Source organism: Dyadobacter sp. Leaf189 (genome assembly GCF_001424405.1).
Lineage (GTDB): Bacteria > Bacteroidota > Bacteroidia > Cytophagales > Spirosomataceae > Dyadobacter.
Genome location: NZ_LMPS01000001.1, coordinates 1,024,816 through 1,046,605, shown reverse-complemented (window position 1 = coordinate 1,046,605; position 21,790 = coordinate 1,024,816). Strand labels below are relative to the sequence as shown.

The following is a 21,790-nucleotide window of genomic DNA, read 5'->3' as shown; positions in this document are numbered from 1 at the left end:
AGTTCATAGCATCGCAAAATTCTTTATCCACGTTGCAATTGTTAATTCATGCGTAGGTAATGCAAGGCTGGCAATACCTGCATCCACTTTCGCCTGCCCGATACGTTCCACACGCAGCTCCATCAATGCCCGGTTGTAAGGTACGGGAAACTCGGGATGTGCCTGTATGCCCAGCATATGCGAACCTACCTGGAACATACCTACCGGGCAATCGGCTGTTTTGGCTAACAAAGTGCTGCTTGGCGGCATTTGTACCACCTGATCCTGGCACATCATCAGGAGATTAAAATCTTCCATTTCGGGCTTCATCCATTCTTCATTTTGGATCAATGAAAATGAATGCACCCCCACGCACCAGCCCGGACTTCCTTTTACTACTTTCCCGCTCAGTGCCTCCGCAAGCATCTGATGTCCAAAGCATATCCCCACATACTTTTTCTCCGATCTATAAAGGTCATTTATGAAGACTTTCAACAGAGATATCCAGTCTTCCTGATCGTAAACGGAGGATTTGGAACCCGTGGAAATGTACAGATCGCATTCGTGAACCGAAGCAGGGAAAATTCCATTGCAAACATCGTAGAAAACAAACTCCCAATTCGGCGCAACCTGCGAGAACAACGCAGGAAACATTTGCCGGTAGTCGCCGGCAATGTGCGTCAGATCGTCCCTGACGTGGTCGCATTCCAGCAAGCCAACTTTCATTTTACTCAGCTGTTGATCTTTAAATGAAATGATTTCGGCCGGGTTAAAGCTTCGTAGCCGATTTTAGATAATGTACAGCCGCGACCAGAGTTTTTCACGCCGGTCCACGCCAATGCAGGATCAAGGTAGTCGCAGCGGTTCATAAACCAGGTACCAGTCTCTACCTGCTCCCCTATCGCCAGCGCGGCATCCATATCGGTTGTCCAGATAGATGCTGTTAGTCCGTACTGGCTGTCATTCATCAACCTGATCGCCTCTTCATCACCACTTACCGGCATAATCCCGACAACGGGAGCGAAGGTTTCCTCTGTCATGATCTCCATGGAATGATCCACATTCACCAGCACCTGCGGCGCAAAGTAAGGTGTTCCTTTTTGGTGAGAGGAAAACAAGCTATTATCAATCAGCGGAGTAGCTCCCTGCGCGATCGCGTCTTCAACCTGCTTTTGCGCATAGTCCGCAGCTGCAGTCCGCACCATTGGCCCCAATGTAGTTTCCTGCTCAGTAGGGTTTCCCAGCGTGTAGGTTTTTGTCAGTTTTACAAATTCACTCACAAATTCATCATATACATCCTGGTGCACATAAATGCGCTCAATGCCACAACAAGATTGGCCGGAGTTAAAGAATGAACCATCGACCAGGTTTTCAACAGCATCGGCCAGATTTGCATCAGCGCGTACATAGGCAGGATCTTTCCCGCCTAGTTCAAGTCCGCCTACGATAAACCTTTCGTTGATAGCGCGTTGTACCGCTTGTCCGCCTTCAACCGACCCGGTAAATGCGACGTAGTCAATGCGACTATCCCCAATCACCTGCGCAACCTGCGTGTGACTTAAATGCAAAAATTGAAAAACACCTGCCGGTAATCCTGCATACTCGAATGCGGCTGCATAACGTTCAGCGCAAAGCGGCGTTTGCTGCGCATGTTTGAGGATCACCGCATTCCCGGACATAATTGCCGGAATGACAGAGTTGACCGAAGTGAGGTAAGGATAGTTCCAAGGCGCCACCACAAACACGACACCCAGCGGATCACGACGGATAAATCTTTTAAATCCGGGCAATTGCTCCACCTCAACGTCAGCTAATGCAGTTTCGGCAACAGCAATCATGTACCTGGCACGTTCCTGAAAACCTTTTCTGATCTCATTGGCTGTGTACCTGATCGGCCGGCCCATTTGCCAGGTGAGTTCCAATCCAATTTCGTCGGCATTATCAAGGAAATATTCAACCGCTTTCAAACAAATCGCGGCACGTTGTTCCAATGAAGTTTTACGCCAGGACTTCTGCGCCACCACTGCGGTTTCCAGGGCCTTTTCAACAGCAGCATCATCGGCCAATGTACGCTCCACATACACAGAACCATCAATCGGACTTATCGTTTTTTGAATCATTTTTTTTTAGAAAGGGAGGACGGAGGAAAGGGAGGATGGAGAATGGAAGAAAGATAAGAAATTGAAAAAATAGCTGGTATATAGCTTTTCACTTCCTCCCCTTCCTCCATCCTCCCTTTCCTCCTTTTTTCAAACAGGAGTTACGTAAGCGGATGTGATCCCACCATCTACCAGAAAGTCAGTACCGGTAACAAATGAGGATTCGTCGGAAGCCAGGAACAATGCGGCGTAGGCCATTTCTTTTGCTTCCCCAAACCTTCCCATCGGGATATGTACGAGGCGGCGCTGTTTCTTCTCTTCGGTATTCAGAAATTTCATCAAAAGCTCTGTACGAAGCGGTCCCGGACACAATGCATTCACGCGGATATTTTCCCGTGCGTGAATAATCGCCAGCTCGCGGGTCAATGCAAGCACAGCGCCTTTACTTGCCGTGTAAGCAACCTGCGGAGTAGCCGCGCCCAGAATGGCGACAAAAGATGCAGTGTTAATAATTGATCCCCCGCCTGCGCGTTGCAAAGCCGGAATTCCATATTTACAACCCAAAAATACACCTTTTGCATTGATGTTCATCGTTAAGTCCCACACAGATTCCTCTGTCGTAACCGCATTGTCGTCATCACTGTGCATAATCCCCGCGTTGTTGAAGATAATGTTCAGCTTACCGAATTTCTCTTCTGCGAAAGCCACTGCCGCCTCGCAGTCTGCGGCTTTGGATACATCGGAATGAAGGAAAAAGGCTTCTCCCCCTGCACTTACGATCGCATCGGCAGTTTCCTGCCCGGCCTGGTCATTTACATCGGTAACCACGATCTGGGCACCCTCTTTGGCAAACAAAATGGCAGTCTCACGGCCAATTCCGCCGCTTCCGCCTGTGATAAGGGCAATTTTACCTTCTAAACGCATTGGTTTGTGTATTTATGGATGTATAATCTTTAAGTAATTGAGTGCAAAATATGTTATATCGATCGCGGTAGAAGTTGGGTATGTTCCATATTGTTTGTTGTCAGGAGGCTCCTGCGGAGCCCAAAACATCAACGACAAATTCGTTTTCTATAAACAGGAAGCCTCTCTGAGGCTGCAAGTGCTCGTGGAGCACCGGGTTTACAGAAACATTTCTCCAAAAGTCGAATAAGGCTCCAGAGGAGCCCCCTTTATATAAAATATTCCGCTACAAGTCTTAAGAGGCTCCAGAGGAGCCCCCTGTTTATAGAAGAGCCCCCGTGACAATCAAGCCCTAGGCTCCTGCGGAGCCTCCTGTCTATCCCGCATTGACATGTTAGGAGGCTCCGCCGGAGCCCAAAACATCAACGGCAAATCTGCCTTCTATAAACAGGAAGCCCCGCTGGGGCTGCAAGTGCTCGTGGAGCACCGGGCTTACAGAAACATTCCTCCAAAAGTCGAATAAGACTCCAGAGGAGGCCCCTGTTTATAAAATGTTCCGCTACAAGTCATAAGAGGCTCCAGAGGGAGCCCCCTGTTTATAGAAAAGCCCCCCGTGACAATCAAGCCCTAGGCTCCTGCGGAGCCTCCTGTCTATCTTGCATTCGATATGTTAGGAGGCTCCGCGGGAGCCCAAACATCAACCGGACTACCGTTTTCTATAAACAGGAAGCCCCGCTGGGGCTGAGAATGCACCGGGGAGCATCTTGTTTATTGATAAAAGAACACTTCTGCACCTTTTCATTATCCACGCAACATCGTTTACTCAATTTACGGATCAATTGATTTGCATGTATGCGGAAAACTGAACTTGGTATTCAATCAAAAAATTCAAACAAATACTCGCTCTTAAACGAGATCTGAAACTTTTCTAAAAATGCCTTGTACTCCTCCTGGAAAGGCTTTTCACGATGATGTTCCTCCTGGTTCAAAATATACTTCACTACCGAATCTATATGTGAATGGGAATACGAAAAAACACCAAAGCCTTCCTGCCACGCAAACTTAAACTTTGACCAGCCTTTCGCGTTGATAAACTCGTTGCTCTCTACCTTGATTTCTTTCACAAAGTCAGAGATGGAAATCACTGGCTTGAAACCTACAAAAATATGCACGTGATCAGGCATACAATGCACAGCCAGCATTTTTGCCTTACGACTCTGTACCAGTCCCGTCAGGTATTTGTGCAACTCTTCCTTATGTTCCTGGGGTATTAAGCTCTGCCTGTTTTTAACGCTAAAAACAAAATGCAGGTAAATCTGTGAAAAGGTATCTGCCATTAAATGAAGTGTGTGTTAAATATCGAAAACTATATCTGCTCGAAGTAGCGCTTTCGTTCCCAGTCTGTGACCGAAGTATCGTATGCTCTTTGTTCCGTGCGAAAGAAATGCGTGTAATGTGCCACTACTTCTTGTCCGAAAGCATTTTTGGCAAATTCGCTGTGCTCGAACATATTTACTGCTTCTGCCAAAGTATAGGGTACCCGCGGTAAATGCGCAGCAGCATAAATATCGCCGACAAAACACTCCGGTGGCTCTACCTTGTTTTTGATCCCGGCCAAGCCCGAAGCCAGAGAGGCGGCGAATGCCAGATAAGGATTGCAATCGGCACCCGGAATGCGGCACTCGATACGCAAACTCTTCCCGCTCCCTACCACTCTGAACCCGGCTGTCCGGTTATCATAGCTCCAAGCCAGGCGCGTCGGCGCCCAGGATCCGTCTACAAAACGTTTATATGAATTGATTGTTGGTGCGTAAAATGGCATCACATCCGGTACGTGCTTTATCCAGCCGCCGAGAAACCAGCGGAACAAGTCAGATCCTTTTACCGGGCCAAACTCCTGATCTCCTGCAAATGCATTCTCTCCATCCTGCCACAAACTCATGTGAATATGGCTGCTAGATCCGGCCTGGTCTGTTGCAAATTTGGCCATGAACGTTACCGAAAGCCCCATTGCATCAGCGACTTCCTTCATGCATTGCTTATATACCACGTGGTTGTCGGCCATGGAAAGTACATCCGCATATTTCACATTCAGTTCGTGCTGGCCGAGACCCCACTCTCCTTTGGAGGTTTCCACCGGAATGCCCGAATTTTTAAGGTGCCTTCTTACAACTGAAGTGAATTTTTCATTCCGTGTTCCCTGCAAAATATGATAGTCTTCCAGGTAATACCCCGCTGGCGACAGGTTCTGATAACCCTGCTGAAAAGCTTGTTTATAAGTATTTTCCAACAGATAATATTCGAGCTCGGAAGCCGCGAAACACTGCATTCCGTCTCCTGCGAGCTGGTCCAGCTGTTTTTTGAGAACGGATCTCGGTGCTATTGATTCAGGAATGTGGGACTTTTCATTGTACACGTCACAGATTACCAGCGCAGTTTTTTCCAGCCAGTCGGCGATGCGCAGGGTATTGAAATCGGGTACGAGGTGAAAATCGCCATAACCCAGCTCCCAATTGGCATACTGATAACCCGGCACCGGCTCCATGGCCACGTCTGTGGTAAGCAGGTAATTGCAGGCGTGGGTACCGTCTTCCAGCATGGAGTCCAGGAAATACTCCGCGTCGACGCGCTTTCCCATTAACCGCCCATAATGGTCTGTAAAACCAACTATAACCGTCTCTATCAAGCCCTCACCAATTCTTTTCCTCAGTTCTTCTATTGTAAGAAATCCTCGTTTTTCCATTGAAAAGGGGTTAAGGGAATCAGCTAGCGTAATTTATCAATCTTGACATTCATTGGAAATTTCAATACTACCTTTTTTCCAGAAGCCTTTTCAAGAACCGGGGTCAGTATCTTGCGGGCATTTTCTTTGGTTTGCTCCAAAATACCCATATCCTGCGCCGATTTCAGGATCTGTTTCTCGGCTTCCTTATATGCTTCTTCCACCAGCTTCCCCTCTTCACTGAATGCAAATTCGGTATTGTAGATTTTGGATTTGCTATGGTCGATCTTGAAAACACAAAGTTCAGGTTCCGGCATATTGACGACCAGCGTTTCGTCTTCGGAAGAAATATCCGCGATCTCCACCTGCGTCAGGTCTATGCAACCAATTGCCTCCCCCTGCACGATTAATACTGCTTTTGCATTCGGAAGCCAGGTTTTCACTACCTCCCGCTCGACCACATCTTTGAAGTTATACTTCACCAGTTCCAGCTTTCCCATTGCGCTGATCTCCTGCAAAACAATCGTGTGCGTAGTCTCTGTTTGATCTTCCATTCCAAACCCAAACCAGTCAGGTGCCCAGTTACCGGAGCGGAAATTGGACCACAACGATTGAATTCCGGCTATCAGCAGGACCAAAACCAACAAACGCACTACCCAGGATAACAATCGCATTGAATTCTGTTTTATCTCGAAACTTCTAACCTGTCCTGATCCTCAGCTTCTTTCGCCATTTTTTGAGCGATAATGCTGGCGGCGATCAGCTGCAATGCATGATAGATCATGATCGGGAGCAGCATAATACCGGCCTGAGGACCCGCAAACAGCACTTTGGACATTACCGCGCCTTGTACCAGCGACTTTTTTGACCCGCAAAAAACAGCAGTAACCCTGTCTTCCCGGTTAAACCTCAGCAGACTACTGATGAATGTCAGCAGGAAATAGATCGCGAAGAACAGCGCCAGCATTCCCATTCCTAAAAATACGATTTCTTTCAATCCAAGCGAACTAAACAGGTGTTCCCCGAAAGATTCGCAAAATGAAGTGTACACGATTAGCAAAATAGAGGACTGGTCGAAATAACGAATGTATGTTTTGTTCTTTTCGGCAAAATGTCCCCATCGTTTGTTAAGCAGGATACCCGCGAATACCGGTAATAATACTTGCAATGCGAGCTTTCCTACTACCGAAAACAGATCAAAATGTCCAGGGCCGGTATCCATTACCATTCCCATCCAGAGCGGGGTGACAAAAACACCGATCAGACTTGAAATACTTGCATTGAAAATTGCCGCGGGAATATTTCCTCTTGCAATGGAAACCATTACCACAGAAGACGAAACCGTAGAAGGCAGGGAAGTAAGAAAGAAGATACCCAGCCAGAGCGTGCGGCTTTCGTCACTTGCGAACAACGGGCGACACGCCAGTGCAACTAATGGAAAAAGGACAAAAGTGGATAAATGCACCATGATATGCAGCCGCCAGTTCGTCAGCCCCTCCCTCAGCTTGTCGGGACTTAACCTGAGTCCGTAAAAAAAGAAAATAATGGAGACTGCATACGTGGAGATATCCGAAAGTGGTACCGGACTATCTTTCATCCCCGGCGCCGGCCAGAGCCAGGCAAGGAATATCATGCTGAGCAATGCGAGCATGAAACCATCTAATCCCGCCTTTTTAGCTGTTGAAAGTATTTTACTCATAGTTGGTTATTCATCTCCGGATTTCTCCGGACTTCCTGCGCTGCCCGCAAAAGAAGGATAAAAGTTGATTAAACAAAATCCCGCTTCTGCTTATTAGATTTACGCCCAAACCAGCAATACTGGTTCCAAACTCAATCCAAATATGAAAAATATACTTCTCAGCGCTATTTTCCTCTTGTTAGCCGCTCCTTGTTTTGCCCAATGGAAGCTGGTCTGGGCCGATGAATTTGACAGTGAAGGCGCGCCAGACGACAAAAACTGGAAAGCGGAAGAAGGGTTTGTGAGAAACCACGAGCTGCAATTCTACCAGGCGCAGAATGCTTATTGTAAAGGCGGTTACCTGATCATTGAGGCCAAAAAAGAACAGGTGAAAAATCCGGCTTACAAGGCAGGAAGCAAGAAATGGAACGAAAGCCGCGAAGTTTCTGAATATACCTCCGCCAGTCTGATTACCCGGGGCAAGCAAAGCTTTCAGTACGGGAGATTTGAAATGCGTGCCAAAATAGACACCAGAGCCGGTTTGTGGCCCGCTTTCTGGACACTCGGAACAACTGGCGAGTGGCCTGACAATGGCGAGATCGATATCATGGAATATTACCGCGGTATGTTGCTGGCAAACATTGCGTGGGGCTCCAAAGAAAGGTACAAGCCCGTTTGGAACTCTGTCAGGAAGCCTGTGAAGGAATTCAATGATCCTGATTGGTCAAACAAATTCCACACCTGGCGAATGGACTGGGACGAAAAATCGATCAAGCTGTATGTTGACGACATATTGCTGGCTTCTCAGGATACCGACCCGAAAATGAACCTCGCCAATAAGCAGGTTTCACCTTTTCATCAGCCGCATTATATTCTGGTCGGAATGGCGATCGGAGGTGACAATGGAGGCGATCCCGCAGGCACAGAGTTCCCTGCCAGGTACGAGATTGACTATGTGCGGGTTTATCAGCAGAAGTAATTACCTGCTTACCAGGTCGGGCTTAATCCTTTTCAGGCTCCGTTTCACAGGTTTCGGAGCCTTATTTCTTCTGCCCCACCAGATCAGAAATCCGGTGACCGGCAGCGATGCACAGATCAGGCTCGCGAAGAACACCAGTATTTTGCCCGGCAGCCCCAAAATGGCGCCTACGTGGATATCGTAGTTCATCCGGCGCAGTGTTTCCCCGAAATTGGCATCTTTATAGTTGCCTGAATAAGGCCCTGTCGCTTTGATTTCTTTCAGGGTATGCTGGTCAAAATAATGGTAATCCACATTATAATAAGTACCCTCGCGGAAATTCACATAAGAGAAAATGGACTCCGACCTCAGGTGCGGAATCGAAATGTTCAGGCTGGAGTATTTGGGATATTGTGCCCGCAGCCTGTTCCAGGCATGGTCCACAGCCTGCACTGGCGCGCCTACCCTGGAAACTGCAAGTGTATCGGAAGCAGGGTTATAGTAAACATCAGAACCTTCGCCACCCGTAGCGGTGTAAACTGCCTGAGAAAACCATTGGAACCCCCAGACCAGCCCGGTCAATGAAAGGATCACGCCGATTGACATAATGTAAAAACCCAGCACATTGTGCAGATCGTAGTTTTTCCGGCGCCAGGCCGCATTCCATTTAACAGAAAACCGTTGCTTTGAAGCCGCCTTGTTTTTGGGCCACCAAAGCACCAGTCCGGTGATCATCATCACGAAAAAGACCAAAGTAGCCGATGCCACAACAGGCTGGCCGATTTTTTCGGGCAGCCACAAATAGTAATGCCCGTGAAGTATAAAGTGGAAAAAGTCACCGTCTTCATTCCAAACCTTCGCTACTTTTCCGGTAAAAGGGTTGAGATAAACGACATAATAATATTCAGGATCCAGATTGTAGAAGCCTACCTGCGCATTTCTTCCAGGAACATCATAAAGCACGCCATTTGCCTTCTTGCCGGGAAGAAACTTTTCGGCCTCAGCCGCCAGCACCGAAGGAGATAGCAGCTTGCCCTGCTTCGGCAAGTCAATAAACATGTAAGGCTGGGTAAAACTCTTGATTTCCTGCTCAAATGCAAGAATGCATCCCGTAACCGAAATCACAAAAACAAGCGCCCCCGAAACAAGGCCCAGGTAAAGGTGAAGTTTGCCTAACAGTTTTTTCATGGAAGCCTGCGATCTTAATTAGACTGAATCAAGATACGAATGTAAGGTTTCATTCCAAATGCAGCATCCTTTTAGCAGAAAAAAAGTAGTAATTTTGCACTCTTAAAATCCGTAGAGGGTTATTATAATGCCATTTACTTGAACAGCCAGGGCCGCGGCCGGACGCTAACAGCTTATATGAAATACAACGAATATAAAAATCTGAGTTATCCGCAAATCGGTGACGAAGTACTGAAATTCTGGAAAGACCGGGAGATCTTCGAAGCGTCTGTAAACACCCGCGAAGGCGCACCTACTTTTACTTTTTTTGAAGGACCGCCTTCCGCGAATGGAACGCCGGGCATTCACCACGTCATGGCGCGGGCGATCAAGGATATTTTTTGCCGGTACAAAACATTGCAGGGATTTCAGGTAAAACGCAAAGGCGGCTGGGATACTCACGGTTTGCCTGTCGAATTACAAGTCGAAAAGGAGCTTGGGATTACCAAAGAAGATATCGGAAAAACGATTTCTGTTGAAGAATATAATGAAAGATGCCGCCAGACGGTCATGAAGTTCACAGATCAATGGAATGATCTGACTGAAAAGATGGGCTACTGGGTGGATCTGGACGATCCTTATATTACCTATAAAAGCGAGTACATCGAGAGCCTCTGGAATTTGCTCAAAAAGCTGTATGACAAAGGCTTGCTTTACAAAGGTTACACCATTCAACCTTATTCACCCGCAGCTGGCACAGGCCTTTCTTCGCATGAGCTGAACATGCCGGGTACTTATAAGGATGTAAAGGATACCACCATTGTGGCGATGTTCAAGGTGAAAGAGGCCGGTAAGTGGCCGGTATTCGCCGACGCGGCTGACCAGGATATCCGGATCCTCGCATGGACCACCACACCCTGGACATTACCAGCGAACTCTGCATTGACTGTGGGCGGTAACATTACCTATGTTTTGGTAAAAACCTTCAATCCATACACCCACGAGCCTGCGACAGTGGTGCTTGCGAAGGATTTGATTGGAAAATATTTCAGCGAAAAAAGTCAGAACGGTGATTTCGAAGGATACGCAGCCAGTGACAAAAAGCAACTTCCGTGGACTATCCTGAAAGAATTCAAAGGAAAAGACCTCGAAGGCATTGAGTACGAACAATTAATGCCGTACATCCAGCCAACCGTCGGCCCAAATGATAAACCAGCATTCCGCGTGATCCTGGGCGATTTTGTGACTACCGAAGATGGTACTGGTGTAGTACATACCTCACCTACTTTCGGTGCTGACGACTTCCGGGTGGCGCAGGCCAATGGAATTCCGGCGATCATGGTAAAGGATGAAAATGGCAAGGAAGTACCTATTGTAGATCGTACAGGCCGTTTTGTTAAAGAAATTACAGATTACGCTGGCCGTTTTGTCAAGCCTGAATATTACTCCGAAGAAGAGCAGAATGATCCTGAGTTCAGGGCTACTGACGTGTTGATCGCGATCAGGCTCAAAGAAGAAGGAAAAGCATTCAAAGTGGAGAAGTACGAGCACCCTTATCCGCATTGCTGGCGGACTGACAAACCCGTGCTCTACTACCCGCTCGATAGCTGGTTCATCCGTACAACGGCATTGAAAGACCGTTTGGTTGAACTCAATAAAACGATCAACTGGAAACCTGAAAGCACCGGTACCGGCCGCTTTGGTAACTGGCTCGAAAACCTGGTTGACTGGAACCTGTCGCGCTCCCGGTACTGGGGTACTCCCCTGCCGATCTGGCGGAACGATTACGGCGATGAAGTGTGCGTGGGATCAGTAGCAGAGTTGAAAGATCTGCTGGAAGAAGCAGCCATTTCAGGCCATTTGACCAAAGAACAAGCGTGGCATAACTCCGAATACCTGCTGAAACTGGAAAACGGCGAGGCTGATTTGCACAGACCGTATGTGGACAATGTGGTACTGGTTTCGAAGCAAGGCCACGTCATGCACCGCGAGCCGGATCTGATTGATGTTTGGTTTGATTCAGGTGCGATGCCTTATGCGCAGTGGCATTATCCCTTTGACAATCAGGAGATATTCGACAAGAGCTATCCTGCCGACTTTATCTCAGAAGGTGTGGACCAGACACGCGGCTGGTTCTTTACCCTGCACGCGATTGCTGTAATGCTCTTCGATTCTGTTGCATTCAAGAATGTGGTTTCGACAGGTTTGGTTTTGGACAAAAATGGAAATAAAATGTCCAAGCGCCTCGGAAATGCAGTTGATCCATTCTCGACGCTGGCTCAATATGGTCCTGACGCGACGCGCTGGTACATGATTACCAATGCAGAGCCCTGGGATAACCTGAAATTCAATATCGATGGAATTGGCGAGGTACAGCGGAAATTCTTCGGAACGCTGGTCAATACCTACAACTTCTTTGCATTGTATGCCAACCTGGACGGATATGAGTTCCATGAGGCTAATTCTGTTCCGATTGAGAAAAGAACGGAGCTAGACCGCTGGATTTTATCCAAACTGAATACGCTGATCAAAGAAGTAGGCGCGCAGTTTGATGATTATAACCCGACAAAAGCGGGGCGTCTGGTGCAGGATTTTGTAACAGATCAGCTGTCCAACTGGTATATCCGTCTAAACCGTCGCCGCTTCTGGAATCCATCGCAGGAACAAGGTACGGGCCTTACCGACGACAAGCTGGCTGCTTACGAGACTTTGCAGCATTGTTTGGTCACTGTTTCGCAGTTAATGTCACCAATTGCCCCATTCTTTGGAGAATGGTTGTACAAAAGCCTGACGGACGGAGACCGCGAACTTGCAGTGCAGCACGATTCTGCTTACAAGTATGATTCAGTTCACCTGACTTACTGGCCCAAGATCGAGACGGAATATGTGGATGCCGACCTGGAAGAATCAATGGAGCTTGCGCAGCGGATCAGCTCACTGGTGCATTCCATCCGGAAAGGACATAAGCTGAAAGTTCGTCAGCCGCTTTCGAAAATACTGATTCCTGTTTTGAGTGAAAAGACAAAGAGCCAGATTGAGCAGGTATCGGGCATTATCCTCACGGAAGTGAATGTAAAAACCATCGAGTTTGTGCACGATGACAGCGGTATCCTGAAAAAGAAGATCAAGCCAAACTTCAAAACACTTGGTCCCAAATTCGGACCAAAAATGAAGGAAGTAGCTGCGGCGATTTCGGCGATGAACGAGACAGAGATCAAGACGATCGAGAGCAACTCCGGCATTACGCTACAAGGCGCAAGCGGCCCGCTCGACATTGCATTGACCGATGTGGAAATTATAGCAGAAGATGTGCCGGGCTGGCTGGTAGCGAGCGAAGGCGGCCTCACGGTTGCACTGGATATTACCGTAACCGATGAACTTCGTTTGGAAGGTATCGCGCGGGATTTCGTAAACCGTGTTCAAAACCTGCGCAAAGACAGCGGTTTTGAAGTCACTGACAAGATCCGCATTACATTGCAAAACAACGATGCATTGCTGGCAAGCGCGGTAACTGCTAATAAGGAATACATTTGCCAGGAAGTACAGGCACTCGACCTGAATTTGGTTGGAGACCTGAACGGAGAAGCCAGCGAGATTGAAATGGATGAATTCCTGCTGAAGGTCAAGATTGAAGTTGCTTCGTGAATGTAGTAATAAGATCAGTTTAATACAAAAAGTAAGGCTATCGATGGCAGCATCGATAGCCTTACTTTTTAACCAACTATTCCCAACCCCCGCCTAGCGAGCGGTACAGCTCAATCAATGCAAGAAATTGCTCTTTTTGAACATTGGTAAGGTTCAATTCGGCTTCCAGCGCACTTCTTTGCGCTGTGATCACTTCCAGGTAAGATGCATATCCGGTTTGGAAAAGATCTTTTGAAGTGACAATGGATTGTTGCAGCACCTCTACCTCCTGTCGCTTCAAATCACTGATTTTTCTCGTATTCTCTATCTTTTTCAAGCTGGTACTTACTTCCTGAAAGCCCGTTAACACCGACTTGTTATAAGCCAGCAAGGCTTCCCTGCTCGCAGCTTCTGCCCTTCTTTGTCCGGCTTTCAATGCCTTTCTGTTAACCAGTGGCGCAGCCAGTCCGCCCAATGCGCTGTAAGCCAGCGAACCCGGGGAGAACAGCAAATTGCTCTTGAATGAACTGAAACCAAGGAATGCGGTAATATTCAGTGAGGGTAAGAAAGCCAGCTGGGCGGCTTGCTGCTCTGAATAGTTGGCGAGCAGGTCGAGTTGTGCCTGCTGGATATCCGGCCTTCTTCTCAGCATTGTAGCAGGGATACCCGCGCTGATCGTTGCAGGAAAAGCCTGATCCAGCGCATTGCCACGCACAATCGGTTGTGGAAAGCGGCCGAGCAGCAGGTTCAGATTGTTTTCTTCCTGTATGATCTTTTGCTGCACTTCAAATTCAAGACTTTGTGTATTCAGAAGCTGTGCCGTAAGCTGACGTACCCCCAGCTCATTGGCCCGGCCGGCTTCTTTCTGGATCTTCACCGTTTCCACCGCAGTTTGTTGCAGGTTGATGTTCTTACGGATAATATCCAGCTCGGTATCGAGTGCAACAAGCTCATAGTAGGAGTTCGCGATTTGGGCTATTAAGCCTGTAACAATAGCGTGGCGCGCCTTTTCTGTGGAAAGCAGCCTGTGATAGGCAGCCTTTTTCTGAGCACGTAATTTTCCCCAGATATCAATTTCCCAGGAACTGCGCAGTCCCACAAAGTAGTCAGGCAGGAAAGGCAATGGGATTTTTCGGTCTGCATCGATGTTCCCCGAGAAATTGGTATCATAGTTACCGACTCCGTCCATCGTATAATCACCGAACTTCCGCCCGCCGCCCGTCACTTCTGCCGAAACGGAAGGGAGTAGCGCACCCTGGGCGATCAGGATATTGGTACGCACCATTTCAATGCGCTGAGATGCCATCTGCAGATCCAGGTTGCCCTGCAATGCAGTATCGATCAATGCGATCAGATGCTGGTCTTTGAAAAAGGATTTCCATTGAATAGCCGCAATGCCAGTAGAATCCGTTTGGTCGGCAAAGTGCTGCGGCGTGCCGATTTTGGCTGCCTGCTCTACGGGTTTGGTGAGCTTGCATCCTGATAATATCAATAGTGTGCTGACTATCAGCAACACGGAATGTAGCCTATGGGAGGTTTTCATTAATATTTTGTAAAATGTATGAAAAGGCAGCCAGCGTAATGCCGGCTGCCGACGTCTGTTTTTCGTTAGCCAAGAACCGGCTCCTCGTGGTCTGAACTTACCTTTTTAGTCTTTTTGGGCTTGACCATGCTTGCAAAGAGCACGTACAATCCGGGGATAATAATGACCCCGAACACCGTACCGATGAGCATACCACCTGCTGCGGCAGTACCAATGGAACGGTTACCGATGGCCCCTGCACCTGATGCTACCACGAGCGGGATCAAACCGGCTACAAATGCAAATGAGGTCATCAGGATGGGACGAAGCCTTTCGGTGGCGCCTTCGAGTACTGCGTCGATCACGGAGCGCCCTTCTTTTTGCCTGATAATCGCGTACTCAACGATCAGAATCGCGTTTTTACCTAGGAGACCGATCAGCATGACGAGCGAAACCTGCGCGTAAATGTTGTTTTCCAATCCCATCAACTTCAAAGCCAGGAATGCACCGAAAACGCCCGTAGGCAATGAAAGTATTACAGGCAATGGAAGCAGGAAGCTTTCGTACTGGGCAGCCAGCAGCAGGTAAACGAAGATCAGACAGATACCGAAAATGTAAATCGCCTGATTCCCGGAAAGGATTTCTTCACGCGTCATACCCGACCAATCGTATGTAAATCCTTTCGGCAGGCTGGTTGCTGCTACTCTTTCCACGGCTTTGATCGCATCGCCGCTACTGTATCCCGGCGCTGCGTCTCCATTGATCATCGCCGAAGTGTACATATTGTAGCGCGTCAGGAGCTCAGGTCCGTAAACTCTTTCCAGGCGGATGAATGTCGAGAACGGTACCATTTCTCCCCGGTTGTTCTTGACGTATAGTTTCAGGATATCTTCCGGACTGCGACGGAAACTAGGATCGGCTTGCACCATCACCTTGTACATTTGACCAAAACGAATGAAGTTGGAGGCATAAAGGCTTCCTATCAGCGTCTGCAGTGTGCTCATCGCCTTATCCACAGACACTCCCTTTTTAGAGGCAATGTCCGCATCCACGTGGATCATATATTGAGGAAAGCTTGCATCAAAGCTGCTGAATGCACTGGCGATCTCGGGCGCGGCCATCAAATCCTTCACAAACTGGTTGGTTATCTCAGCTGTTTTTTGAAGGTCGTCGCTTCCCGTACGATCCTGGACCCGCAACTCAAATCCGCTTGAGTTACCAAAACCAGGAACGGTCGGCGGCGGGAAAAACTGAATGTCTGCATCCGTGATATGCTTCGTTTTCTGCTCCATTTGCGCAATAACCTCCTGAACGGAAGCTGTACGCTGGTCCCAGGGTTTCAGGTTGATCATTGCCATTCCGTAAGACGAACCTGCTGATTCCGTGATCAGACTGTATCCCGAAAGTGAAGACACAGATTCTACTGGTTCAAGCGACTGTGCTACTTTTTGAATTTCATCCAAAACAGCCTCGGTACGCTCCACAGTAGCCGCCACCGGTGTGGTTACATTCACGTTAATCACACCCTGATCTTCTGTCGGGATAAAGCCGGTCGGCAGTATTGTATTGATTCCGTAGGTACCGATGCAAAATGCAAGCAGCAGTCCGATCGTGATCATTCTTCTGCCTACAATTACCGAAAGCAGGTTACGGTACTTGTTTGAAATGCCATTATAACCGTTGTTGAAACCACGGAAGAAGCGGTCAAGAAGCGTGTTCTTCGAAGGCTGACCGTGCGTGTTTTTCAGCATCAATGCACAAAGTGCCGGAGTAAGCGTCAACGCATTAATACCCGATATAACAATGGAAATAGCCAGCGTAATGGAGAACTGCCGGTAAAATATGCCGACAGGACCTGACATAAATGCAACAGGGACAAACACCGCAGACATTACCAGTGTAATCGCGATGATAGCGCCGCTCATTTCTTTCATGGATTCAATGGTCGCCTCGCGTGCATCCAGATGCTTTTCAGCCATTTTTGCATGCACTGCCTCGACGACGACAATGGCATTATCTACCACAATACCGATTGCCAGTACCAATGCAAACAGCGTCAGCAAATTGATCGAAAACCCGAACAGCTGCATGAAAGCGAAGGTACCTACCAGTGCAACAGGCACTGCCAATGCAGGAATGATAGTCGATCTGAAATCCTGTAAAAACAGGTATACGATGATGATTACGAGGATAAATGCCTCGATCAGTGTGCGTACAACCTCGTGGATAGAAGCGTCGAGGAACCGCGAAACGTCGTACGAAACAAAGTAGTCCATTCCCGGCGGGAAAGTGGTCGTTTTCAGCTCGGCAACCTTGTCTTTAATGTTCTGGATTACCTCCTGCGCATTGGAGCCGGGCCGCTGCTTGATCATAATCGAAGCAGACGGTTTTCCATTGGATTTGGAGGCCATATCATATTCCAGCGTACCAAATTCAATGTCGGCGACATCCTTCAATTTCAGCATCGAACCGTCCGGATTTGACCTCAGTACAATATTATCGTACTGCTCAGGTTCGAAAAGCTTTCCGGTATATTTTAAAACATACTGTAAAACCTGCTGCTCACGACCCGACGCCACACCTGTTTTCCCGGGAGCTGCAACCACGTTCTGGTCGCGGATCGCCTGTACGACTTCATCAGCAGACACATTGTAGCTGTTCATCCGGTCGGGTTTGAGCCAAACGCGCATCGAATAATCCTTGCTGCCCATAATCTGAGCACGGCCCACACCGTCAATCCTTTTCAGCTCTTTAAGAATGTTGATATCGGCGAAGTTGTACACGAAATCCTCGGCAATGGATGTATCTGAACTCATAATGTCCAGGTACATCAGCATACTGTTCACCTCTTTCTCCGTAGTCACACCAGCCTTGATTACTTCTTCGGGAAGCTCGTCAATAACAGTTTGTACCCGATTCTGAACGTTTACAGCAGCGAGGTCGGGATCTACTCCCACATTAAATGAAATGGTAATGGTGGTAACACCATCGTTACCGGATACACTGGTCATGTAAGTCATGCCCGGCACACCGTTGATCGCTTTTTCGAGCGGTACTGCTACTGCATCCACGCAAACCTCGGAGTTGGCACCGGTATAAGTCGCAGTTACCACCACCGAAGGCGGCACAATATCCGGAAACTGCGAAACGGGGAGGCTTGTAAATGCTAAAAGCCCGAGGAGGGTTATAAAAATGGAGATAACCAGTGACAGCACTGGTCTCTCTATGAATTTTTGAAACATGATTGTTAATTCAGGTGAAACAAATAGATCCTACCGGGCTGTAAGCTCGATCTTGCTTGCCCCTGTTTTGAGGCTGTCCATTGTAATGGTTTTCGGATTGATCGTCGCTCCGTCCTTCAATCCCTGAAGTCCTTCGCACACAATCGTTTCACCTGATTCCAGTCCTGACTTTACAACATAATAGCCTGCGAGCCTTGATTTCGGCACGAAGCTTCGCGTCTTGATTTTATTGTCTTTCCCCAGAACATAGACAAAGTTCTTATCCTGAATTTCAAATGCCGCTTTCTGAGGGATCAGGATTGCATTCTCAACCGTGTTAGTGAGCCTGATGGTACCTGTCGAACCGTGCTTCAAAAGCTTGTCGGGGTTTGAAAAACGCGCGCGGAACGCAATGGAGCCTGTACCTTCATCAAAGGCACCTTCCATTGTTTCAATAGTCCCTTTGTGTTTGAAGAAAGATCCGTCGGCAAGTTCGAGCTCAACGATCGCGCCTTTGTTGGTAGCGCCTCTTGCACGCACATATTCGAGGTATTCGTTTTCAGATACATTGAAATAGGCGAAAACAGCCTTTGTGTCCGATAACGTGGTCAAAAGTGTCCCTTCGTCGATCAGGCTGCCCATTTTATGCGGTATCCTGTCAATAATCCCGTCGAAAGGCGCTTTAATCTCGGTCCTGGCCAGCTGGATTGATGCATTGGATTTTTCGGAACGCGCCTCTTCAATCCGGGCATGTGCAGCAGCCAGCTTGGCTTCTGCCACTTCCATTTCAGATTTAGCGACTACGTTTTTATCCACCAATACCTTAACCCGCTTCATTTCCAGCTCAGCTCCTTTTGCTTCTGCGATGGCGCTCTGCAGATTCGCTTTTGCCTTGGCAAGCTGGGCTTCATATTCTTCATTGTTAATCCGGAAAAGTATCTGTCCTTTTCTCACTTCCTTGCCTTCGTCAACATATACTTCTTCCAGGTATCCCTTCACGCGGGCATATATCTCAACGTTTCTGACTGCGTGTATATCACCGACGTATTCGCGGTGCAGGTCTGTTTTCTGTGGTTTCAGTTCGGTTACCGGAATGGTCCGAACGCTGTCGCTCATTCCCGAAGTGGTTTCACTTTTCGATGCACAGCCAAATGCAAATGCGCTGATAAACAGGAAAAGCGGCCATTTTAAATTTTTCATGAGAGTAGTTGAAATGGTGGTAATGTGGTTGGGGTGAATAGAAATAGCCAGGCGCCCGGCAGGGCACATAGTAAATGATCACAGGACCAGGCGGCCGGAAGCCACGCGGTGATCCTGTCCGTTGTGTATCAAACGGAAATTATAGGGAGCTGAAAAGAGACGTCAGAACGGGCAGAGACGGTGAAGAAAACCGTAGTAGCCAGGTAGCACAAGGGTACCTTTGGCAATGGAAGGCAATGTAACAGACTCCCGGACAACCTTGGAGATCTGGGTAATGTGATATTCGAGGGTAGCCTGCTGGGCAACAATCGTAATGAACCTGTAAGTAGAATGCCGGTGGCGTAACAGGTCCGCTAAACTCTCTTTCCATTCAAACTCATCAGCCCTGACAATTGCCTGATTTTTGGGCAAAGTATCGTCCTCAATGACGAAGTTATCGTCTTCTTCGGCCGATAAACCAATATGAATGGAGAAGTTGCTGGTACCAAGTTCCAGTTTGCACACCGAGCCCGATTGTTCCGCCAGTACAGGAGAAACAAGGAAGTGCGCAAGGCAGAAAAACAATACAAAAGCTCTTTTTATCATGATGCTGATTGTAATCAGTACATTAAAAAATTCATACTTTTATAATGAATTCAAGATTAATTGGAACAATGAATACGGAATGTTAATATCAGTACGTAATAGGTCAAATGTAACAATTCAAATGTAGAAACCAAATTTTCATCCTTGTTAATGAGTGTTAACAAATTTGTTTTAGAATAAAAAGTATGTTAAAACTGGTTTTCTCCAAAATTTTCATCAACTTTTCATGATTCCACAAAATTTCTTATCCAAGTTCCAAAAGTGCCTGAACAAGCCTGTGCAATGGTGTCCGGACGTTGAAAATAATGCCGTTTTATGGATGTGAGGCCAATCAGGATCGGGCGTTTTGTGCTTACCAAACTGACTGCTGCGGATAGTGAAAAGTACTACCTGCTCAGCAACAATGACGCGGTGATGAAGTTTGTGACAGGTTATGCGCTCAATCGCATTCAGTCGGATGAAATGCTCCGGACGATTGTCGGCGAATACGGGCCCGACACCTACCTGGGCAGGTACCTGATTGAAATACCCGAGTCGGCCGAGCTCATCGGAGTAGCGAAGCTGGACAAAAGCGGACCTGATATTGAGATCGGTTACCGGATACGATTTGAACATTGGGGCAAAGGAATTGCGACTGAAATTGCCTCTGGCCTGATCCATTTTGCAAAAAACCACCTCCACGCAGCCAATGTGATCGCATTCGTAAATGTAGACAATGCGGCTTCTGTTCGCGTCCTGGAAAAAGCAGGAATGAAAAACGTGGAAACCATAGAGGATATCGACGAGGTCAAATACAAATTCATTTATATACCCCGGAAAAATAATGTACTGAAAAGAGTACTTTATCTGCTGCTCGCGCTGCTCGTGATCGCATTGATTGCCGCTTTCGCGGTGGGCTGGGTGGATTAACTAACACGCATTAAAAAGAATGAACCACACAGATCCCCGCATCGACGCCTACATCGTCAAGTCTGCGCCTTTTGCAATCCCGATACTGGAATACCTGCGCAGCATTGTGCACGCGGCTTGCCCGGATGTAAAAGAAACCATGAAATGGAGCTTCCCCCATTTCGAATATAATGGGAGCATATTGTGCAGTATGGCTTCCTTTAAACAGCATTGCGCATTCAGCTTCTGGCTCGCCACCCGCCTGTCCGATCCGAACGGATTACTTGCCTCTGATACTGAAAAAACTTCAATGGGACATCTCGGTCGCATTACCAGCCTGGAAAGCTTGCCTGCGGAAGAGCATTTGACCGGGTTTGTTACAGAAGCAATGGAGCTGATTGACAAAGGTGTCAAGATCAAAAATGCCGGCGGAGTAGTGAAAGAGAAAAAGGAGCTGGTGATACCTGACTACCTGCTGGAAGCTTTGGAAGAAAACCCCCAGGCAAAAACTTACTTCAATGCATTCAGCCAGTCCGGCAAAAAGGAATATGTGATGTGGCTGGAAGAGGCAAAAACAGAAACGACGCGCATGAAGCGCGTCGAAACTGCTATTGAGTGGATAGGGGAAGGTAAATCAAGAAATTGGAAATACGAGCGCAAATAGCTAGAACTTACCATTAGCATCAGCCAGTACATACCTGAAAGTATAGTAACTGGACTCTTCTGTCGGTACTTCTTCCGGCGCCCCTTTATAGTAGCTGATAATCTCGATTTTGGCATACTTACCCTCAGCCGTTTTCAGCAGGATCGTCCTCCCGACAATCGGCAGGATCGCGTGCACGCCCATATCGTATTTGTACCACGAATTACCGCTGCCGCCGGGTATTGCATATCCCGCCTCACTGTCGGACTTGTAACCTTCTTTGGGAGCCTCGGTCAATGAGGTAAATGGTTTTTCCACCACCATTGCGCCGCCTTCTCCCGGGCCGCTGGTTCCTCCGTTAACAGCGATGGTCGTTTTACTGAAAGCAATGTCCCAGTTCCTGGTTTTGGCTTCGCTCGCGGGCACATCTTTTCCGCTCGCAAAGCTGAAATAAACGTAAGGCTTAGCATTTGCGTCAAGGTCTTTGACCACCACTATTGCTGCTGCATTACCTGCAACAATGGGCTCTGCCCGCTTTGTTACCTTCATTTGAAATACAGAAACAAGAATGGATATTGATATTAAAAGCATTTTCATAGCT

General features: G+C 47.8%; 17 protein-coding genes. 4 read left to right on the top strand and 13 right to left on the bottom strand.

Annotated features, from left to right (window positions below; genetic code table 11):
- Positions 1 to 3: 3 nt before the first annotated feature.
- The 7 genes from ASG33_RS04460 to ASG33_RS04430 form a co-directional block, all read right to left on the bottom strand.
- Complete coding sequence (locus tag ASG33_RS04460) at positions 4 to 705, bottom strand: glutamine amidotransferase-related protein (protein WP_056280813.1); 702 nt, start codon at positions 703 to 705, stop codon at positions 4 to 6.
- 5 nt (positions 706 to 710) lie between these two features.
- On the bottom strand, positions 711 to 2,099 hold the full coding sequence (locus tag ASG33_RS04455; protein ID WP_056280812.1) for an aldehyde dehydrogenase family protein: 1,389 nt from the start codon (positions 2,097 to 2,099) through the stop codon (positions 711 to 713).
- Positions 2,100 to 2,228: 129 nt separating this feature from the next.
- Positions 2,229 to 3,002, bottom strand: a complete 774-nt coding sequence (locus ASG33_RS04450) for a glucose 1-dehydrogenase (RefSeq protein WP_056280810.1) — start codon at positions 3,000 to 3,002, stop codon at positions 2,229 to 2,231.
- 854 nt (positions 3,003 to 3,856) lie between these two features.
- Entirely contained in the window at positions 3,857 to 4,318 is a 462-nt protein-coding gene (tnpA, locus tag ASG33_RS04445) for an IS200/IS605 family transposase (RefSeq protein ID WP_056280808.1), read from the bottom strand.
- Between the two features lie 29 nt (positions 4,319 to 4,347).
- Positions 4,348 to 5,724 (bottom strand): glutamine synthetase family protein, encoded by a 1,377-nt coding sequence (locus ASG33_RS04440; RefSeq protein WP_056280806.1) that lies wholly within the window; start codon positions 5,722 to 5,724, stop codon positions 4,348 to 4,350.
- A gap of 23 nt (positions 5,725 to 5,747) precedes the next feature.
- A complete protein-coding gene (locus ASG33_RS04435) occupies positions 5,748 to 6,377 on the bottom strand; it encodes a DUF4230 domain-containing protein (RefSeq protein ID WP_056280804.1) in 630 nt (209 codons plus the stop codon).
- Between the two features lie 11 nt (positions 6,378 to 6,388).
- Positions 6,389 to 7,402 (bottom strand): bile acid:sodium symporter family protein, encoded by a 1,014-nt coding sequence (locus ASG33_RS04430; RefSeq protein ID WP_056280802.1) that lies wholly within the window; start codon positions 7,400 to 7,402, stop codon positions 6,389 to 6,391.
- 142 nt (positions 7,403 to 7,544) lie between these two features.
- Between ASG33_RS04430 and ASG33_RS04425 the strand changes: the two genes are divergently transcribed.
- Entirely contained in the window at positions 7,545 to 8,360 is an 816-nt protein-coding gene (locus tag ASG33_RS04425) for a family 16 glycosylhydrolase (protein WP_056280800.1), read from the top strand.
- Here ASG33_RS04425 and ASG33_RS04420 read toward each other — a convergent pair whose 3' ends face one another.
- Complete coding sequence (locus ASG33_RS04420; protein WP_056280797.1) at positions 8,361 to 9,527, bottom strand: PepSY domain-containing protein; 1,167 nt, start codon at positions 9,525 to 9,527, stop codon at positions 8,361 to 8,363.
- Between the two features lie 177 nt (positions 9,528 to 9,704).
- Between ASG33_RS04420 and ileS the strand changes: the two genes are divergently transcribed.
- A complete protein-coding gene (ileS, locus tag ASG33_RS04415) occupies positions 9,705 to 13,151 on the top strand; it encodes an isoleucine--tRNA ligase (RefSeq protein WP_056283248.1) in 3,447 nt (1,148 codons plus the stop codon).
- Positions 13,152 to 13,227: 76 nt separating this feature from the next.
- On the opposite strand, the gene ASG33_RS04410 is transcribed toward ileS, so the two are convergent.
- The 4 genes from ASG33_RS04410 to ASG33_RS04395 all read right to left on the bottom strand — a co-directional run bounded on the left by ASG33_RS04410 (position 13,228) and on the right by ASG33_RS04395 (position 19,658).
- The gene (locus ASG33_RS04410) at positions 13,228 to 14,673 is read right to left on the bottom strand and encodes an efflux transporter outer membrane subunit (protein ID WP_056280795.1); all 1,446 of its coding nucleotides are present in this window, start codon (positions 14,671 to 14,673) and stop codon (positions 13,228 to 13,230) included.
- Positions 14,674 to 14,738: 65 nt separating this feature from the next.
- Complete coding sequence (locus ASG33_RS04405; protein ID WP_056280794.1) at positions 14,739 to 17,894, bottom strand: efflux RND transporter permease subunit; 3,156 nt, start codon at positions 17,892 to 17,894, stop codon at positions 14,739 to 14,741.
- Positions 17,895 to 17,924: 30 nt separating this feature from the next.
- Positions 17,925 to 19,073, bottom strand: coding sequence for an efflux RND transporter periplasmic adaptor subunit (locus tag ASG33_RS04400; protein ID WP_056280792.1), 1,149 nt, complete (start codon positions 19,071 to 19,073; stop codon positions 17,925 to 17,927).
- A 162-nt stretch (positions 19,074 to 19,235) separates the two neighbouring features.
- The gene (locus ASG33_RS04395; RefSeq protein ID WP_056280790.1) at positions 19,236 to 19,658 is read right to left on the bottom strand and encodes a hypothetical protein; all 423 of its coding nucleotides are present in this window, start codon (positions 19,656 to 19,658) and stop codon (positions 19,236 to 19,238) included.
- A gap of 315 nt (positions 19,659 to 19,973) precedes the next feature.
- Between ASG33_RS04395 and ASG33_RS04390 the strand changes: the two genes are divergently transcribed.
- Entirely contained in the window at positions 19,974 to 20,567 is a 594-nt protein-coding gene (locus ASG33_RS04390; protein ID WP_056280789.1) for a GNAT family N-acetyltransferase, read from the top strand.
- Between the two features lie 19 nt (positions 20,568 to 20,586).
- Positions 20,587 to 21,210 (top strand): YdeI family protein, encoded by a 624-nt coding sequence (locus ASG33_RS04385; protein WP_056280787.1) that lies wholly within the window; start codon positions 20,587 to 20,589, stop codon positions 21,208 to 21,210.
- Here ASG33_RS04385 and ASG33_RS04380 read toward each other — a convergent pair whose 3' ends face one another.
- Positions 21,211 to 21,786: an HmuY family protein gene (locus ASG33_RS04380; RefSeq protein WP_082489083.1), complete on the bottom strand. Its 576-nt coding sequence runs from the start codon at positions 21,784 to 21,786 to the stop codon at positions 21,211 to 21,213.
- Between the last annotated feature and the right edge of the window lie 4 nt (positions 21,787 to 21,790).

What these genes read in the sequence shown, in the direction of transcription:
- ASG33_RS04460 (WP_056280813.1), bottom strand. Translation starts at nt 705, where the DNA reads ATGAAAGTTGGCTTGCTGGAATGCGACCACGTCAGGGACGATCTGACG.
- ASG33_RS04455 (WP_056280812.1), bottom strand. Translation starts at nt 2,099, where the DNA reads ATGATTCAAAAAACGATAAGTCCGATTGATGGTTCTGTGTATGTGGAG.
- ASG33_RS04450 (WP_056280810.1), bottom strand. Translation starts at nt 3,002, where the DNA reads ATGCGTTTAGAAGGTAAAATTGCCCTTATCACAGGCGGAAGCGGCGGA.
- tnpA (WP_056280808.1), bottom strand. Translation starts at nt 4,318, where the DNA reads ATGGCAGATACCTTTTCACAGATTTACCTGCATTTTGTTTTTAGCGTT.
- ASG33_RS04440 (WP_056280806.1), bottom strand. Translation starts at nt 5,724, where the DNA reads ATGGAAAAACGAGGATTTCTTACAATAGAAGAACTGAGGAAAAGAATT.
- ASG33_RS04435 (WP_056280804.1), bottom strand. Translation starts at nt 6,377, where the DNA reads ATGCGATTGTTATCCTGGGTAGTGCGTTTGTTGGTTTTGGTCCTGCTG.
- ASG33_RS04430 (WP_056280802.1), bottom strand. Translation starts at nt 7,402, where the DNA reads ATGAGTAAAATACTTTCAACAGCTAAAAAGGCGGGATTAGATGGTTTC.
- ASG33_RS04425 (WP_056280800.1), top strand. Translation starts at nt 7,545, where the DNA reads ATGAAAAATATACTTCTCAGCGCTATTTTCCTCTTGTTAGCCGCTCCT.
- ASG33_RS04420 (WP_056280797.1), bottom strand. Translation starts at nt 9,527, where the DNA reads ATGAAAAAACTGTTAGGCAAACTTCACCTTTACCTGGGCCTTGTTTCG.
- ileS (WP_056283248.1), top strand. Translation starts at nt 9,705, where the DNA reads ATGAAATACAACGAATATAAAAATCTGAGTTATCCGCAAATCGGTGAC.
- ASG33_RS04410 (WP_056280795.1), bottom strand. Translation starts at nt 14,673, where the DNA reads ATGAAAACCTCCCATAGGCTACATTCCGTGTTGCTGATAGTCAGCACA.
- ASG33_RS04405 (WP_056280794.1), bottom strand. Translation starts at nt 17,894, where the DNA reads ATGTTTCAAAAATTCATAGAGAGACCAGTGCTGTCACTGGTTATCTCC.
- ASG33_RS04400 (WP_056280792.1), bottom strand. Translation starts at nt 19,073, where the DNA reads ATGAAAAATTTAAAATGGCCGCTTTTCCTGTTTATCAGCGCATTTGCA.
- ASG33_RS04395 (WP_056280790.1), bottom strand. Translation starts at nt 19,658, where the DNA reads ATGATAAAAAGAGCTTTTGTATTGTTTTTCTGCCTTGCGCACTTCCTT.
- ASG33_RS04390 (WP_056280789.1), top strand. Translation starts at nt 19,974, where the DNA reads ATGGATGTGAGGCCAATCAGGATCGGGCGTTTTGTGCTTACCAAACTG.
- ASG33_RS04385 (WP_056280787.1), top strand. Translation starts at nt 20,587, where the DNA reads ATGAACCACACAGATCCCCGCATCGACGCCTACATCGTCAAGTCTGCG.
- ASG33_RS04380 (WP_082489083.1), bottom strand. Translation starts at nt 21,786, where the DNA reads ATGAAAATGCTTTTAATATCAATATCCATTCTTGTTTCTGTATTTCAA.